Source organism: Tardiphaga sp. 813_E8_N1_3 (assembly GCF_051811025.1).
Lineage (GTDB): Bacteria > Pseudomonadota > Alphaproteobacteria > Rhizobiales > Xanthobacteraceae > Tardiphaga.
Map to the genome: position 1 here is coordinate 390,001 of NZ_JBPWQE010000001.1, position 13,281 is coordinate 403,281.

Sequence of the window (13,281 nt, forward strand, 5' to 3'; positions counted from 1 at the left end):
CTTATGGCGATATCGCCAAGAAGCTTGGCGGTGTCGAACTGTCACGCAATGTCGGGCAAGCGATGGGGCAGAATCCGTGTCCGGTGATCGTGCCGTGTCACCGGGTGCTGGCGGCCGGCGGCAAGCCGGGCGGATTTTCGGCCAATGGCGGCGTCGAGACCAAGCTCAAGATGCTCGCCATCGAGGGCGCGTATGTGAATCACACGCCCTCGCTGTTCGATTAGATCTGCCGCACGATTGCCGCAGCCGCTGCAGGATCGTTGCAAGTCTGCCGCAGGATTTTCGCAAGCTGACGACAGATTGCGTCAGGCAGCTTTTCGACCTTAACCCTTTGGTGGAACGGAGATCTTGACAGATTCTCGCTGCAGCATCTTGTTGTGGAAGGCGTCGAGTTTCGGAAACGCCTTGCGCCATCCGCAATCCGGGAAGCGGAAGTCGGCATAGCCGAGCACACAGACGAGCGCGATCTGCGCCGCATCCAGCGGGCGCGTCAGGATGTCCGGATGATTTTCGAAGCGCGTGAGGCCCTGCCATGCGCGATCCCACTGATCGTCATACCAGGCCTGCCACAGCAGCTCCTTCGGACGCACACCGACTTCGTAGCGGCACAGCAGCATCGCATCCGTCATGCCCTGCAGCATCGAATGCTCGCTCTTCACTTTCCAGCGCGCCGGACCTGAGGCCGGGATCAGCTTATTGCCGCCGGCGAGCTCGTCGAGATATTCGGTGATGACGTAGGAGTCGACGATGACATTGCCGTCGTCGAGGATCAGCGCGGGCAGCTTTCTGACCGGGCTGATGTCATGCGAATAGGCTTCGTTTTTCTGGGTCGGTGCGACAGAGGCGGGCGTGAGTTCGATCTTGTCGATCAGGCCGAGTTCGATCGCGGCAATGCGAACCTTGCGTGCGAAGGGCGACCCCGGAGAAAACGTCAGCTTCATGTTCGATGTCTTTCATGAATGGAAAAAGCGCGGACACGCCCGGCATGTCCGCGCAAAATGAAGGGCACTTAAGCCGCAACCACTTTCTGCTTCTGCTCGCCAAGCTTCTCGATGCCGAGCGTCATGACGTCGCCGACTTCGAGGAATTTCGGCGGCTTCATGCCGAGGCCGACGCCGGGCGGCGTGCCCGTGGTAATGATATCGCCAGGCAGCAGCGTCATCATGCCGGACAGATACGAGACGATCTGCGGCACATTGAAGATCATGGTCGCGGTCGAGCCGGTCTGGCAGCGCTTGCCGTTGACGTCGAGATACATGCTGAGCTTGTGCACGTCGCCGACTTCATCCGGAGTCACGAGCCACGGGCCGAGCGGGCCGAACGTGTCGTGCGACTTGCCCTTGGTCCACTGACCGCCGCGCTCGATCTGGAAGAAGCGCTCGGAAACGTCGTTGCAGACGCTGTAGCCGGCGACGTGCTTCAGCGCATCGGCTTCGGTCACATACTTGGCTTTGGTGCCGATGACGATGGCAAGTTCGACTTCCCAGTCGAGCTTGGTCGAGCCGCGGGGCTTCTCGACGTCGTCATTCGGGCCGCACAGGCTGTTCAGCGCCTTCATGAAGACGATAGGTTCCGACGGAATCGGCATGTTCGATTCAGCGGCGTGGTCGGCATAGTTCAGGCCGATGGCGATGAATTTCGGCTTGCCGCCAACGGGCGAGCCGATGCGCGGCGAGCCGCTTACGGCAGGCAGTGATGCTGGGTCGAGGGCTGCGAGCTTGGCAAGATTTGCGGGCGCGAATGCATCGTCGGCCAGATCCTTGATCTGTCCGGAGAGGTCGCGCAGCTTGCCGTCCTTGTCGATCAGTCCCGGCTTTTCGCTGCCGAACGCGCCGTATCTTACGAGCTTCATTGTCGTCTCCCTTGGGCTTGTCTGAAAGGTTGTGGAACAGGGCGCTGGGAAATTCAACCGCGATACGGAAAGGTCAGAGCCGCAAAAACTAGTGCTGCAGCGCGGCAAATTTGAAGGCGTCTCCCGCGCGTGAAATGCGGCCGGCGCCGAAGTGGCCGCCGATCACCAGCGTTGGCGTATCCGCAAAGCGCGAGAAAAGTGCACGCCGTGATACGGCAGATTGCAGCGGATCGGAATCCGCCGTCGATGACCAGCCCAGATGCGCCATCTGTACCGGGTGATGCGCGGCATCGCCGGTCAGCAGCGCTTCCTCGCCTGCGGATTTGATATGCACGCTCATGTGGCCGGGGCTGTGGCCCGGCGTCGGGATCAGCGTGATCTCGTCCGACAGTTGTGCGTCACTGGCAACGAGATCCATCAGCCCGGCATCGGCGACCGGCTTCACGGAATCGTTGAACACGGCGAGATGCGACGCCGTATCGCTATGGGCCTTCCAGTAATCATATTCGTCCCGGCCGAACACATAGCGTGCGTTCGGGAATGTCGGCACCCATTGGCCGGCGACCAGTTCTGTATTCCAGCCGACATGATCGACATGCAGATGCGTGCACAGCACCGTGTCGATACTGTCTGGCAGAAAGCCGGCTGCCGTCATGTTCTCGAGGAACGGCGTGTGCAGGTTATTCCAGGTCGGGACCGAACGACCCTGCTTGTCGTTGCCCAAACATGTATCGACGATGATCTTTTGCGTCGGGGTTTCCACCACCAGCGCATGGATCGACATTTTCAGCCGGCCTTCGGGGGACGCAAATTCCGGCATTAGCCATGGCAGCGCATGGACTTCGTCGGGGCCGACCTGCGGGAGAATGAAGCGTGTGCTGCCTATTGTCTCGCCTTCGATGATCTGCGTGATCCTGACCTTGCCGACCGTCCATTGCATCAGGCATTCACCCCATTGTTCTTTTTAGGGCTGGAAAGATGCGGGTTTCCGGCGCGGCGCGCAATGCCGGTCGGTAGATATGATCATAAGAAAAGGCGACCGGCGTGACTGCCGATCGCCTTTTCGTGTCTTGAGATATCGCCGCTTACATCGTACCGGGGAAGGCGCCGCCGTCGAGCACGATGTTCTGGCCGGTGATGAAGCCGGATTTCGAGCTGCACAGCCAGGCACATGCCTGACCGAATTCATCGGCTTCACCGAAGCGACCCGACGGATTTTCGGCCGCGCGCTTGGTCAGGATCTCGTCGACAGAGAGGCCAGTCGCCTTGACCTGGCCGGCGGCAACGCCCTTCAGGCGATCGGTGTTGAACGGGCCGGGCAGCAGGCCGTTGATGGTGACGTTGTTGCGCACGGTCTTGCGCGACAGGCCGGCGATGAAGCCGGTGAGGCCGCTGCGTGCGCCGTTCGACAGACCGAGCACATCGATCGGCGCCTTCACGGCGGCCGAGGTGATGTTGACGATACGGCCGAACTTGCGCTCCATCATGCCGTCCACCGTCGCCTTGATCAGCTCGATCGGCGTCAGCATGTTGGCGTCGATGGCCTTGATCCAGTCGTCGCGGGTCCAGTTGCGGAAATCGCCGGGCGGCGGGCCGCCGGCATTGTTGATGAGGATGTCGATCTGGCCGGCTGCCTTCAGCGCAGCTTCGCGGCCTTCGACCGTCGTGATATCGCCGACGACTTCGGTGACCTCGACGCCCGGATACGCCTTGCGGATATCGGCAGCGGCTGCCGCCAGCACGTCGCCGCCGCGTGCAGTCATCGTGACATGCACGCCTTCCGCCGCCAGCGCTTCGGCGCAGCCACGGCCGAGGCCCTTGCTGGATGCGCAGACAAGCGCGCGGCGGCCTTTGATTCCAAGATCCACGATGTCACTCCTGAAGTTGTCGAGGCGAAGAAAAGAGGCGGCCAGTCTAGCCGCTCACAAGCGGCCTGATAAGAGCGCCGATGTCAGAGCCGATGCGCGCGTTTCCATTGCTCGATCGTGGCCGTCACGTCCGGCGGCAGCGATTTGACGCCCTTCTGCCCGGCCAGCGACAACAGGGGTCGCAGATGTGAGCCGGTCATATAGGCCGGCTGCCTGTCGGCCGGTACCAGTTGGTCGAAGATCAGCACCAGCGTCACCGCGATCAGGCCGACGCGGATAGCCCCGAGCAAAGCGCCGCCGAACCGGTCACCGATGCCGATCTCGTGGCCGATCATGTCGTTGATCGCCATGCGCAGCAGTGAGCCCAGCACGATGCCTGACGCGAGAAAGATCGCGAAGAACAGCAGCGAATTTTGCGTGGTCGAAACGCCGGCGCTGCCGGACAGCTGCGGCGCGATCAGCCCGGTGATCCAGACGGCGATCGGCATCGCCAGCAGGTAGCCCAGGATGGTCACGGCGCTGCGCAGGAGGCCGGCGCGAAAGCCAATGGCCATGGCGACGATCAGGCCGACATAAACGACGACATCGAAACTGTTCATCGCGGCTTCGTCCCATGCGGCAATTCCGCGTCAAAGAAATCGGCGGAGCGCGGCGGTTTGCGATCACGGCAAGGCCGGGTATCACTAGGGCAAAACCAAAGGGAAATGCCATGTCTGCAAATGTGACGCCCGGGATATTCGACGTCAGTAAAGAAACCATCCTCATCACCGGGGCCTCGCAGGGCCTCGGCCAACAATTTGCGCGCGTGCTGTCCGCGCATGGCGCAGCTGTGGTGCTCGCAGCGCGGCAGATGGGCAAGCTGGAGAGCTTGCAGAAGGAGATCACGGACAAGGGGGGGCGCGCTGTCGCGGTGTCGATGGACGTCACCGACAATGCCTCGATCGCAAAGGCGTTCGATGCCGCTGAAGCTGCGCTCGGGCCGGTCAGCGTGCTGATCAACAACGCCGGCATCGCGGTCGAGAAGATGGCCATCGATCAGACTGAGGCGGATTGGGACGCGGTCATCGGGGCCAATCTCAAGGGTGCCTATTTCGCGGCGACCGAAGCCGCGCGCCGCATGATCGCGCATAAAGTGGAGGGCAATATCGTCAATATCGCTTCGGTCCTTGGATTCGGGCTGACCAAGGCGGTGTCGCCTTATGCGATCTCCAAGGCCGGCATCGTGCAGGCGACCAAGGCACTGGCGCTGGAACTCGCCGCGCACCGCATTCGCGTCAATGCGCTGGCGCCGGGCTATATCGATACCGACATCAACCACGCCGCGTGGGACACGCCCGTGGGCGAGAAGCTGGTCAAGCGCATCGCGCAGCGCCGGGTCGGTCATGAGAGCGATCTCGACGGTGCCATTCTGCTGTTGGCTTCGCAGGCCTCGCGTTACATGACCGGCAGTACCGTGACCGTGGATGGCGGCTTTTTGCTGAATTAGGCCGCCAAAGGGCGTCCAGTGGGCCTGAAAAGCGAGTTTCGGCGGTTGCAATTCGTGCCGCGCCGGGTTGTGCCGAAACAGGGCAGATCGGCGTTTTCCCGGACCGTCATAAAAGCGCAAAAAGATCGCCGCTGCCCCTTTCCAAAGCAGGCCGGCATTGGTACATACCCCTCGCACCGAGGGCTTTGCCCCGGTTGCCTTCTCAGGAAGCCTCCGGACTGGGATCGATCGACGCCTTGGCGTTGGCCGACTTCGTTTCGTTCTCTGGTTTTCCGAAAGGTTTGGCGCGGGGTGGAGCAGCCCGGTAGCTCGTCAGGCTCATAACCTGAAGGTCATAGGTTCAAATCCTATCCCCGCAACCAAACATCTATCTGACTTATCAAAACCAAACTGAAGCAACCGCCCCTCGGGGCGGTTTTTTCATTCATGGAATCGCCGCCGGCGACCAAAATGGTGAAGTTCGACCGCTGGCCAAAGCTGCCTCCGACCCGGCGCATGGAAGCACTTACTCGGATCTAGCAAGGTGAGGAAATTGAGTCTGTGGCGAGCTCATTCAACGTCGATGAGAGAACTATTGCGCGGCTGAGGAAATTGATTCCTTGAGGGCCGGGCTTGCCTGACGGTTGACGAAGCTGAGAGACACAAGCGCGAGGACGCTTAGTGCAGAAGATACCAGCAGTACCTGACCGCCGAGCCTGTCGATGAGCAGGCTGAACCCGACTGGCGCCAGCGCTTGCGAAATACGAGCAGGGGCGCCGAGTATCCCGAGGCGATAACCATAATTCTGTGGTCCGAATATCGCCAAGGGCAGGGTCCCGCGTGCGATGGTGAGAATGCCGTTGCCGGTGCCGTGGAAGATCGCAAAGACGCTGGCCGCGCCGCCGCCAAAGATTGCGATGATAATTGCGCCTAGCGGATGTGTAATGCAGGCAAGGCGAGTGGTGACCAAGGGGTGGAGGCGGCCGAGCACACTGGCCTCCATCACGCGCGCGAAAACCTGCGCGGGACCGATGAAAGCTCCTGCGGCAATTGCCTGCACGGTGGTTGCGCCGGTAGCTTCAAGGATGCGGGGAAGGTGCGCTGCCATGGCTCCGGTGACAGCCCAGGCCGCAGCAAAGGCGACTGCCAGCAACACCATGGTGCGATCAATCGGGATATGAGGCTTGATTGTCTCAGTGGTCGCGGCGACGGCGCGTTTTACTTGCGGAATGAACCACAGGTTTAACGGGAGGCCGATCATCAAATGAGAGGCCGCCCATGCATAGCATGTGTTGCGCCAGCCGATGGTCTCCAGTCCCCAAGCCGTCAGGGGCCAGCCGATGGTGCTGGCAAAGCCAGCGAGCAATGTAATTCCCGTAATCGCACGGCGCGCCTTGTCGCCATAGATTCGGCCGAGCGCGCCAAAGGCCGCATCGTAAAGACCGAGTCCCATACCGATGCCCAAAAGCAGCCAAGCTGCGACGAGCATCCATATTTCATGGGCCGAGCCAAGAAGAGCGAGGCCAAGGGCAAAAGTGACGTTTGAAACCGAGAGGACCTGACGGCCCCCGACGGCATCAATCTGTCTGCCGACGCGCGGGCCAAGCAGTCCGGATATGACCAGTGCCGCCGAGAACGCCGCGAAAAACCAGTTACTGGAAATGCCGAGATCGCGCGCGATAGGATCGGCGAGGATGGCGGGCAGATAATAGCTGGACGCCCATGCCAATGTTTGTGTGGTGCCGAGCGCCAGGATGACTGGGAGCTGTCGGTCGCGGATTGGGGATTCCATAAAACGTCCTAGGTAGGCTGGTTTGCAGCTCGTGTTCGAGACCACGCGAGGGCGAGAGGGCCGAGCAGAATGCCTGCAGCCAGGACGCAAAAGGCAAACAGCCACGCCGAAGCGACCTGCGGGCCACCGGCCAGATCGAGGGCTGATCCAACGCACCATGCCCCGAGTGCCGAAAAGCCGAATCCAACGGTTGAATGCACGGCCATCGTTGCCCCGCGATTATCGGGGTTGGCCGCCATGGTCATGCCAGCCGTCAACGCGCCGGAGTCAGCCGGGACGGTGATCGCGTAAATCAGGATGAGGGGGAGAAGGAGCCAGGGTGATTGGCCTGCCAGTGCGCCGATGAGAACCGCGACCGAGGCCGACATCACCATGATGATGGTGACAGCACGGTGCCGTCCGAGCCGGAGGGCGATCTCATTGCCAAGGATGCTGGACGGCATCGCCAGTATGGAGAAAGCGAAGCTGATGGCGATAGGCGTGAGATAAGAAGGACCGCCGTTATTGCTGGCGACAAAGGTCCAGAACGCCACCAGCCAGGTCCGGATACCGTAGAGCTCAAAACAGTGAGCGCCATATCCCAGGACGAAACCCATTGCAGGCTTGTTACGGAATACCGGACCGAAGTTGAGAAGGCGTCCGTTACTGGATTTAGGGCTGAGCGGCTTCAGAAGAAGGCAAGCCGCTATCATTAAGAGAGGCCCCAATGACGTGAGGTAGAATGCCGCGCGCCAGTCGATGTTCTCCGCGACCAGTTGGGAGATCAGAAAAGAAAGCCCGACGCCCAATGAAAAGCTCGACGTGTAGAAAGTTACAGCACGGGACGAGTCGCCGGGGTCTAGTCGGTCGGTCAAGGCCTTGAGGCCGGGCATATAGGCTCCGGCGAAACCAACCCCGGCTAGTGCCCACAAGGCCGCTCCCGACCATAGGCCTTGGGCAAAGAGGCCAAACAGCAGGGTCGCCAGAGCGCTCAAGGCGGAGCCTGCTATCAGAACGAAGCGTGCATCAATCCTGTCGGTAAGCGTTGCGAGGAAAGGGACAGCGACCATGTAGCCTGCGGCATAGCTGCCAGCCAGCAGACCTGCGTTAGCGCCAGTCAACTGCCATTCGGGTATCAGGAACTGAGCAAGGATCGAGGGGACCACCACATGCGGCAGCAGGCTTCCCAGCTGACCGATGCACATCGCAACGATTGCAGGGCGGCCTTGCCAAGTCCCAAAAGAAGTCACTGAACGCTATCCTGTCGTGTGACGTGTTGGCGATGATGGTCATTCATGCGCAAGCCGACTTTTGCGCCTGTTTTGCCGGGCCGCAACAGCTACTGTTGAGAGCCGGTTCGGGTCCGCCGCAGCAGCTCGTCGTCTCAACAGAGGTGCGTGAGCAGGCCCCCGTTTCAGGGAGAACGAGTTCAACGCGTTCGGCGGCCTCATGGTCGCCTGCGATGTCTGCTGCGATCGAGCGTACCTGTTCATAGCCCGTCAGCATCAGGAAGGTTGGTGCGCGTCCGTAGCTCTTCATGCCCGCAAAATAGAAACCGGGCTCATCTTGCGCCAATTCCCGAGCACCATGGGGGCGAACGGTCCCGCAGCTATGTTCGTTTGGATCGATCAAAGGGGCCAGGGCCACCGGGCATTCGACGGTGGAATCGAGTCTGATACGCAGTTCGCGCACGAAGTCGAAGTTCGGGCGGAAGCCGGTCGCGACAATGAGCTCATCGGCAATGATGTGGCGACCGCAGCATGTCGATCCGGAGGCGATATGGAGCCGTTCGTTTTCAAGGCTCAGGCGTGTTGTCCGGAATCCCGGCTCGACTTGAATAAGACCTGCCGCGACCAAGGATGCGAATGCTGAACCAAGTTCGCCCCGTGCGGCGAGCTTATCGTTGGCGCCGCCGCCAAATGCCTTGGCGGGATCTTCGCCGCGAAGAAGCCAAATGACGGTGGTCTCCGGAACTTCACGCTTGAGATGCGCAAGGCTGGTGAGGGTACCAATGGCGGAATGGCCTGCACCGAGTACGGCAACTGCTTTACCAGCATACTTGGCTCGATCCGCACCAAGGACGTCCGGCATGGCGTATGCGACCCTGTCGGCGACATCCTGTTCGCCAATGGCATAGAGGCCGTTTGCGCCAGCGGGGTTTGGCGTGGTCCACGTTCCTGAAGCATCGATTACGGCCTCGGCGCGGGCGACCTGTGTCGTGCCGCTTGAGGTTTCATAACGAACTTCAAATGGTGTCGAAGCGCGGCCCTTGCTCTTGAGCTTGTCAAAGCCTTGGCGGCTGATGTCTGTGACCCTGCTTGATGTGAGAATGTGTTGCTGCAGTTTCGTCCTGCTAGCTAAAGGCACCAGATACTGTTCGACCAGTTGAGAGCCTGTCGGATAGTCTCCGGGCGCTGGGGAATTCCATCCCGTGGGCTCAAGCAGACGCTTGGCGGCTGGGTCGACGTTGTACTCCCAAGGAGAGAACAACTGTACATGCCCCCATTGCCGGACTGCATGGCCGACTTCAGGGCCTGCCTCCAGCACAATCGGCGTCATGCCTCGTTCCAAAATATGGGCTGCAGCAGCAAGGCCGACTGGACCTGCTCCGATAATAGCAACTGTCTCGGCGCTGCCCATATCATTATCCCTTTCTGCTAGAATTATAGAAATAAACACCGGAAAAAATCATGCCGCGGAGCTCTTGGCCGGGGCGCATTCCTCTGCATCAGCGCAGCATTCGGCGACAAGGAAATCCACGAGTCCTTGCATGACGTCATAGTTCGCGTGGCAGACAAGCGTAGTGGATTCCCGGATCTGACTGATGAGCCCGGCCGTTACGAGCGTCTTGATGTGATGGGAGAGTGTGGACGGAGCCACCTTCAGCTTGTCCTGAAGGCGGCCGACCGGCATCCCGGCTTCACCGGCGCGAACAAGCGCACGATAGACCTTGAGGCGGGTCGGGTTGCCCAGAGCTTCCAGGCGAACGGCTGCATCATCTAGCTTCATAGCGGCATCAAGGTCTCAAAAATGGGGAGAGTCAACCATATTTCTAGATTGATGGAAATAATGGCTCGTCTCTCCTCTTGACGTGGGGCTTATAAATCCATAAATCTGGATGTATGGAAACAGAAAATGCAATACTGGCATTTGCCGCCCTCGCACAGAACACCCGGCTTGATACGTTCAAGTTGCTAGTAAAGAGCGAGCCGGAGGGCGTCCCGGCTGGAGAACTGGCTCGCTTGGCCGGTATTCCGCAGAACACCATGTCCGCCCACCTGGCGGTCTTGTCGCGCGCCGGGCTCGTGGTAGGCGAGCGCCAAAGCCGCTCCATCATCTATCGCGCCAACCTCAAGACGTTTCAGGCACTGACCTTGTTCATGGTCGAGGACTGTTGCGGTGGCGATGCCGCGCAATGTGAGCCGCTGATAGCCAGCCTGATCCCCTGTTGCCCCCCAAAGGCGGCGAGCAAGCGGAAGACTAAAGCTAGCATCAAAGCCTAATGGAGGCACTCATGACTGACCGCGTTTACAACGTGCTGTTCCTCTGCACCGGCAACTCCGCACGATCGGTGCTTGCCGAGGCCGTTCTGCGAAAAGATGGCGGCGGGCGCTTTCAGGCGTTCTCCGCAGGCAGTCAGCCAAAAGGCGATACCCATCCCATCGCTGTGAAGGTCCTCAAGAGCTTTGATTATCCGACCGAGGGTTTGCGATCCAAGAGCTGGCTGGAATACGCCGCCGTCGATGCGCCGAAGATGGATTTCGTCTTTACCGTTTGCGACAGCGCGGCTGGCGAGTCGTGTCCGGTCTGGCCGGGGCAGCCGATGACAGCACACTGGGGCATCGAAGATCCCGCCGCAGTGACTGGATCTGATTTTGAGAAGGAAGCCGCCTTCGTTGCTGCCTTCCGCTACATGAAAAGCCGCATCGCTTTGTTCTCGGCGCTGCCGTTGTCATCTATCGACCAGATGTCCTTGCGCGCGACACTGAAGGACATTGGTGTAGGCGAGGGGGCCAGCACCACCCGGCCGCAGGTCGCATAGCATGAGTGTCTTCGAACGATACCTGACACTATGGGTCGCCTTGTGCATCGCCGTCGGCGTGGCTTTGGGTCATCTGATGCCGGGCGTCTTTGGCGTTATCGCCAGCGCCGAGGTGGCGAAGGTGAACATACCCGTAGCGGTGCTCATCTGGCTGATGATCATACCGATGTTGCTGAAGATCGACTTCGGGGCGCTCGGCAAGGTCGCGGAGCATTGGCGCGGCGTGGGCGTGACCCTGTTCATCAACTGGGCGGTCAAACCCTTCTCCATGGCGCTGCTCGGCACCTTCTTCATTGGGCATCTCTTCGCGCCGATGCTTCCTGTAGGGCAGACTTCCTCCTACATCGCGGGCCTCATCCTGCTGGCCGCGGCGCCGTGTACGGCCATGGTTTTCGTCTGGTCCAATCTTGTCGAGGGTGAACCGCATTACACGCTGAGTCAGGTTGCACTCAATGACGTGCTGATGGTGTTCCTGTTTGCGCCGCTGGTGGGCTTGCTGCTTGGCGTCGCTTCGATCTCGGTGCCTTGGGACACCTTGCTGCTCTCGGTCCTGCTCTACATCGTGGTGCCGGTGGTGATTGCGCAGATATGGCGGCGAGTCCTGCTGCAGTCGGGGCAGGGGGCGTTCGATCGCACGGTCGGGCGTCTGGGTTCAGTGTCGTTGGTTGCCCTGCTTGCGACACTGGTTTTGCTGTTCGGTTTCCAGGGTGAGCAGATCATCGCCCAGCCTACGGTTATCGCCATTCTCGCGGTGCCGATCCTTATCCAGGTCTACTTCAATGCAGGGTTGGCGTACTGGCTCAGCCGTCAGTTCGGCGTTGCCTGGTGTGTCGCCGCTCCCGCCGCTCTCATTGGCGCGAGCAATTTCTTCGAGTTGGCGGTGGCCGCGGCCATCAGCCTGTTTGGACTGAACTCAGGGGCTGCGCTGGCCACCGTGGTTGGCGTGCTTGTCGAAGTGCCGGTGATGTTGTCGGTGGTCAAAATCGTCAAGGCAACCCGCGGCTGGTACGAGGATGGCGCCGGATCAAAAGCAAATAACGTGGAGGTGCGGCCGTGACCGTGACCATTTATCATAACCCGGCATGTGGCACGTCCCGCAACACCCTGGCGATGATCCGCCAGAGCGGAGTAGAGCCTGAGGTCGTAGAGTATCTGAAGACACCGCCTTCGCGTGATCGATTGGTTGAACTGCTTGCTGCCATGAATATGCCAGCCCGCGCGTTGCTCCGTGAGAAGGGGACTCCATATGCAGAGTTGGGGCTAAGCGATCCTAAGTGGAGCGAGGACGAGCTGCTCGATTTCATGATGGCGCATCCTATCCTTATCAACCGGCCCATCGTGGTCACGCCTCATGGGGTGAAACTATGCCGCCCGTCAGAGGCCGTGCTGGAAATCCTGCCAAACCCGCATATCGGCCGGTTTGTGAAGGAAGATGGAGATGTGATCGAGGTGGGTCGTGCCGACTGACCTCACTTTGCCCAATCTGAATCCTGCTTGCGTAAAACTTCCAGATCTCAAGAAGCTTGTAAGTGAGCAGCCAGCGCATAAGCCGCGCATCCTGTTGCTTTACGGGTCGCTACGCGAACGATCTTTCAGCCGGTTTGCCACCGAGGAAGCAGCGAGGCTCCTGGAAGCTTTTGGAGCTGAAGCCCGAATCTTCAATCCCACGGGTCTCCCATTGCCGGACGGAGCGCCAGCCAACCACTCCAAGGTGGCGGAGCTGCGGGAGTTGTCGGCATGGTCGGAAGGCCAAGTCTGGTGCAGTCCGGAGCGACACGGTGCAATGACCGGCATCATGAAGGCGCAGATCGACTGGATTCCGTTATCGATCGGTGCAGTTCGACCCACCCAAGGCAAGACGTTGGCGATCATGCAGGTGAGCGGCGGCTCGCAGTCGTTCAATGCGGTCAATCAGCTTCGTGTGCTTGGCCGATGGATGCGGATGGTGACCATTCCTAACCAGTCTTCCGTGGCGAAGGCTTATGAACAGTTTGATGAAGCTGGTCGTATGAAACCCTCACCGTACTACGACCGCATCGTGGACGTCATGGAAGAGCTCATGAAATTTACACTGCTGACGCGCGGCGTGTCCCGTTATCTGACCGACCGCTATAGCGAACGGCGCGAGGAAGCTATCAAGCTTTCTCAACGCATGGATCTCGATAAAGCGCTTTAGAACTGCAGCGTCGAGCTTGCAGCTGAGCCACAGGGGGGCGGTCGCGTGAGCTTCTTAATTGGAGCCGGACGGGAGCGTTTCGCGCAGTAGAGGCTGACACGGCCGGT

The 13,281-nt window shown here is 60.1% G+C and carries 16 protein-coding genes and 1 tRNA gene (1 of these 17 only partly in view); 8 read left to right on the plus strand and 9 right to left on the minus strand.

What is annotated here, in order from left to right:
- Nucleotides 1-224, plus strand: the final stretch of a protein-coding gene (locus AB8A33_RS01835) for a methylated-DNA--[protein]-cysteine S-methyltransferase (RefSeq protein WP_439091187.1). Its footprint begins 319 nt before the window's first position; only the last 224 of its 543 coding nucleotides appear in the window; its start codon lies beyond the left edge, outside the window; its stop codon occupies nt 222-224.
- 99 nt (nt 225-323) lie between these two features.
- Here the strand turns inward: AB8A33_RS01835 and AB8A33_RS01840 are convergent, their stop codons facing one another.
- The 5 genes from AB8A33_RS01840 to AB8A33_RS01860 all read right to left on the minus strand — a co-directional run bounded on the left by AB8A33_RS01840 (nt 324) and on the right by AB8A33_RS01860 (nt 4,319).
- Entirely contained in the window at nt 324-941 is a 618-nt protein-coding gene (locus AB8A33_RS01840) for a glutathione S-transferase family protein (protein ID WP_439091188.1), read from the minus strand.
- 68 nt (nt 942-1,009) lie between these two features.
- Complete coding sequence (locus AB8A33_RS01845) at nt 1,010-1,852, minus strand: fumarylacetoacetate hydrolase family protein (protein WP_439091189.1); 843 nt, start codon at nt 1,850-1,852, stop codon at nt 1,010-1,012.
- 88 nt (nt 1,853-1,940) lie between these two features.
- The gene (locus tag AB8A33_RS01850) at nt 1,941-2,792 is read right to left on the minus strand and encodes an MBL fold metallo-hydrolase (protein ID WP_439091190.1); all 852 of its coding nucleotides are present in this window, start codon (nt 2,790-2,792) and stop codon (nt 1,941-1,943) included.
- A gap of 145 nt (nt 2,793-2,937) precedes the next feature.
- Nucleotides 2,938-3,720 carry an SDR family oxidoreductase gene (locus AB8A33_RS01855; protein WP_439091191.1) on the minus strand — a complete coding sequence of 261 codons (783 nt, stop codon included), beginning with the start codon at nt 3,718-3,720 and terminating at the stop codon, nt 2,938-2,940.
- A gap of 83 nt (nt 3,721-3,803) precedes the next feature.
- On the minus strand, nt 3,804-4,319 hold the full coding sequence (locus tag AB8A33_RS01860) for a CvpA family protein (protein ID WP_439091192.1): 516 nt from the start codon (nt 4,317-4,319) through the stop codon (nt 3,804-3,806).
- 110 nt (nt 4,320-4,429) lie between these two features.
- On the opposite strand from AB8A33_RS01860, the gene AB8A33_RS01865 reads away from it, so the two are divergent.
- Nucleotides 4,430-5,206: an SDR family NAD(P)-dependent oxidoreductase gene (locus AB8A33_RS01865; protein ID WP_439091193.1), complete on the plus strand. Its 777-nt coding sequence runs from the start codon at nt 4,430-4,432 to the stop codon at nt 5,204-5,206.
- Between the two features lie 285 nt (nt 5,207-5,491).
- Nucleotides 5,492-5,568 (plus strand) — tRNA-Met (locus AB8A33_RS01870).
- 209 nt (nt 5,569-5,777) lie between these two features.
- On the opposite strand, the gene AB8A33_RS01875 is transcribed toward AB8A33_RS01870, so the two are convergent.
- The 4 genes from AB8A33_RS01875 to AB8A33_RS01890 all read right to left on the minus strand — a co-directional run bounded on the left by AB8A33_RS01875 (nt 5,778) and on the right by AB8A33_RS01890 (nt 9,965).
- Nucleotides 5,778-6,965 carry an MFS transporter gene (locus tag AB8A33_RS01875; RefSeq protein WP_439095829.1) on the minus strand — a complete coding sequence of 396 codons (1,188 nt, stop codon included), beginning with the start codon at nt 6,963-6,965 and terminating at the stop codon, nt 5,778-5,780.
- Nucleotides 6,966-6,985: 20 nt separating this feature from the next.
- Nucleotides 6,986-8,161, minus strand: a complete 1,176-nt coding sequence (locus AB8A33_RS01880; RefSeq protein ID WP_439091194.1) for an MFS transporter — start codon at nt 8,159-8,161, stop codon at nt 6,986-6,988.
- An 88-nt stretch (nt 8,162-8,249) separates the two neighbouring features.
- A complete protein-coding gene (locus AB8A33_RS01885) occupies nt 8,250-9,596 on the minus strand; it encodes an NAD(P)-binding domain-containing protein (protein ID WP_439091195.1) in 1,347 nt (448 codons plus the stop codon).
- Nucleotides 9,597-9,644: 48 nt separating this feature from the next.
- Nucleotides 9,645-9,965 carry an ArsR/SmtB family transcription factor gene (locus tag AB8A33_RS01890; protein WP_439091196.1) on the minus strand — a complete coding sequence of 107 codons (321 nt, stop codon included), beginning with the start codon at nt 9,963-9,965 and terminating at the stop codon, nt 9,645-9,647.
- A gap of 113 nt (nt 9,966-10,078) precedes the next feature.
- On the opposite strand from AB8A33_RS01890, the gene AB8A33_RS01895 reads away from it, so the two are divergent.
- From AB8A33_RS01895 to arsH, 5 genes are read left to right on the plus strand one after another with little or no spacing between them, the layout of a single operon-like run.
- A complete protein-coding gene (locus AB8A33_RS01895; RefSeq protein ID WP_439091197.1) occupies nt 10,079-10,459 on the plus strand; it encodes an ArsR/SmtB family transcription factor in 381 nt (126 codons plus the stop codon).
- A gap of 11 nt (nt 10,460-10,470) precedes the next feature.
- Nucleotides 10,471-10,998 carry an arsenate reductase ArsC gene (locus tag AB8A33_RS01900; protein WP_439091198.1) on the plus strand — a complete coding sequence of 176 codons (528 nt, stop codon included), beginning with the start codon at nt 10,471-10,473 and terminating at the stop codon, nt 10,996-10,998.
- Between the two features lies 1 nt (nt 10,999).
- On the plus strand, nt 11,000-12,055 hold the full coding sequence (gene arsB / locus AB8A33_RS01905) for an ACR3 family arsenite efflux transporter (protein ID WP_439091199.1): 1,056 nt from the start codon (nt 11,000-11,002) through the stop codon (nt 12,053-12,055).
- Nucleotides 12,052-12,465: an arsenate reductase (glutaredoxin) gene (gene arsC, locus AB8A33_RS01910; protein WP_439091200.1), complete on the plus strand. Its 414-nt coding sequence runs from the start codon at nt 12,052-12,054 to the stop codon at nt 12,463-12,465. Before arsB ends, arsC begins: the two co-directional genes overlap by 4 nt.
- A 16-nt stretch (nt 12,466-12,481) precedes the next feature.
- A complete protein-coding gene (arsH, locus tag AB8A33_RS01915) occupies nt 12,482-13,174 on the plus strand; it encodes an arsenical resistance protein ArsH (RefSeq protein ID WP_439095830.1) in 693 nt (230 codons plus the stop codon).
- The last annotated feature ends 107 nt before the right edge of the window (nt 13,175-13,281 follow it).

What these genes read in the sequence shown, in the direction of transcription:
- AB8A33_RS01840 (WP_439091188.1), bottom strand. Translation starts at nt 941, where the DNA reads ATGAAGCTGACGTTTTCTCCGGGGTCGCCCTTCGCACGCAAGGTTCGC.
- AB8A33_RS01865 (WP_439091193.1), top strand. Translation starts at nt 4,430, where the DNA reads ATGTCTGCAAATGTGACGCCCGGGATATTCGACGTCAGTAAAGAAACC.
- AB8A33_RS01900 (WP_439091198.1), top strand. Translation starts at nt 10,471, where the DNA reads ATGACTGACCGCGTTTACAACGTGCTGTTCCTCTGCACCGGCAACTCC.
- AB8A33_RS01880 (WP_439091194.1), bottom strand. Translation starts at nt 8,161, where the DNA reads ATGTGCATCGGTCAGCTGGGAAGCCTGCTGCCGCATGTGGTGGTCCCC.
- arsB (WP_439091199.1), top strand. Translation starts at nt 11,000, where the DNA reads ATGAGTGTCTTCGAACGATACCTGACACTATGGGTCGCCTTGTGCATC.
- AB8A33_RS01845 (WP_439091189.1), bottom strand. Translation starts at nt 1,852, where the DNA reads ATGAAGCTCGTAAGATACGGCGCGTTCGGCAGCGAAAAGCCGGGACTG.
- AB8A33_RS01860 (WP_439091192.1), bottom strand. Translation starts at nt 4,319, where the DNA reads ATGAACAGTTTCGATGTCGTCGTTTATGTCGGCCTGATCGTCGCCATG.
- AB8A33_RS01890 (WP_439091196.1), bottom strand. Translation starts at nt 9,965, where the DNA reads ATGAAGCTAGATGATGCAGCCGTTCGCCTGGAAGCTCTGGGCAACCCG.
- AB8A33_RS01895 (WP_439091197.1), top strand. Translation starts at nt 10,079, where the DNA reads ATGGAAACAGAAAATGCAATACTGGCATTTGCCGCCCTCGCACAGAAC.
- AB8A33_RS01885 (WP_439091195.1), bottom strand. Translation starts at nt 9,596, where the DNA reads ATGGGCAGCGCCGAGACAGTTGCTATTATCGGAGCAGGTCCAGTCGGC.
- AB8A33_RS01850 (WP_439091190.1), bottom strand. Translation starts at nt 2,792, where the DNA reads ATGCAATGGACGGTCGGCAAGGTCAGGATCACGCAGATCATCGAAGGC.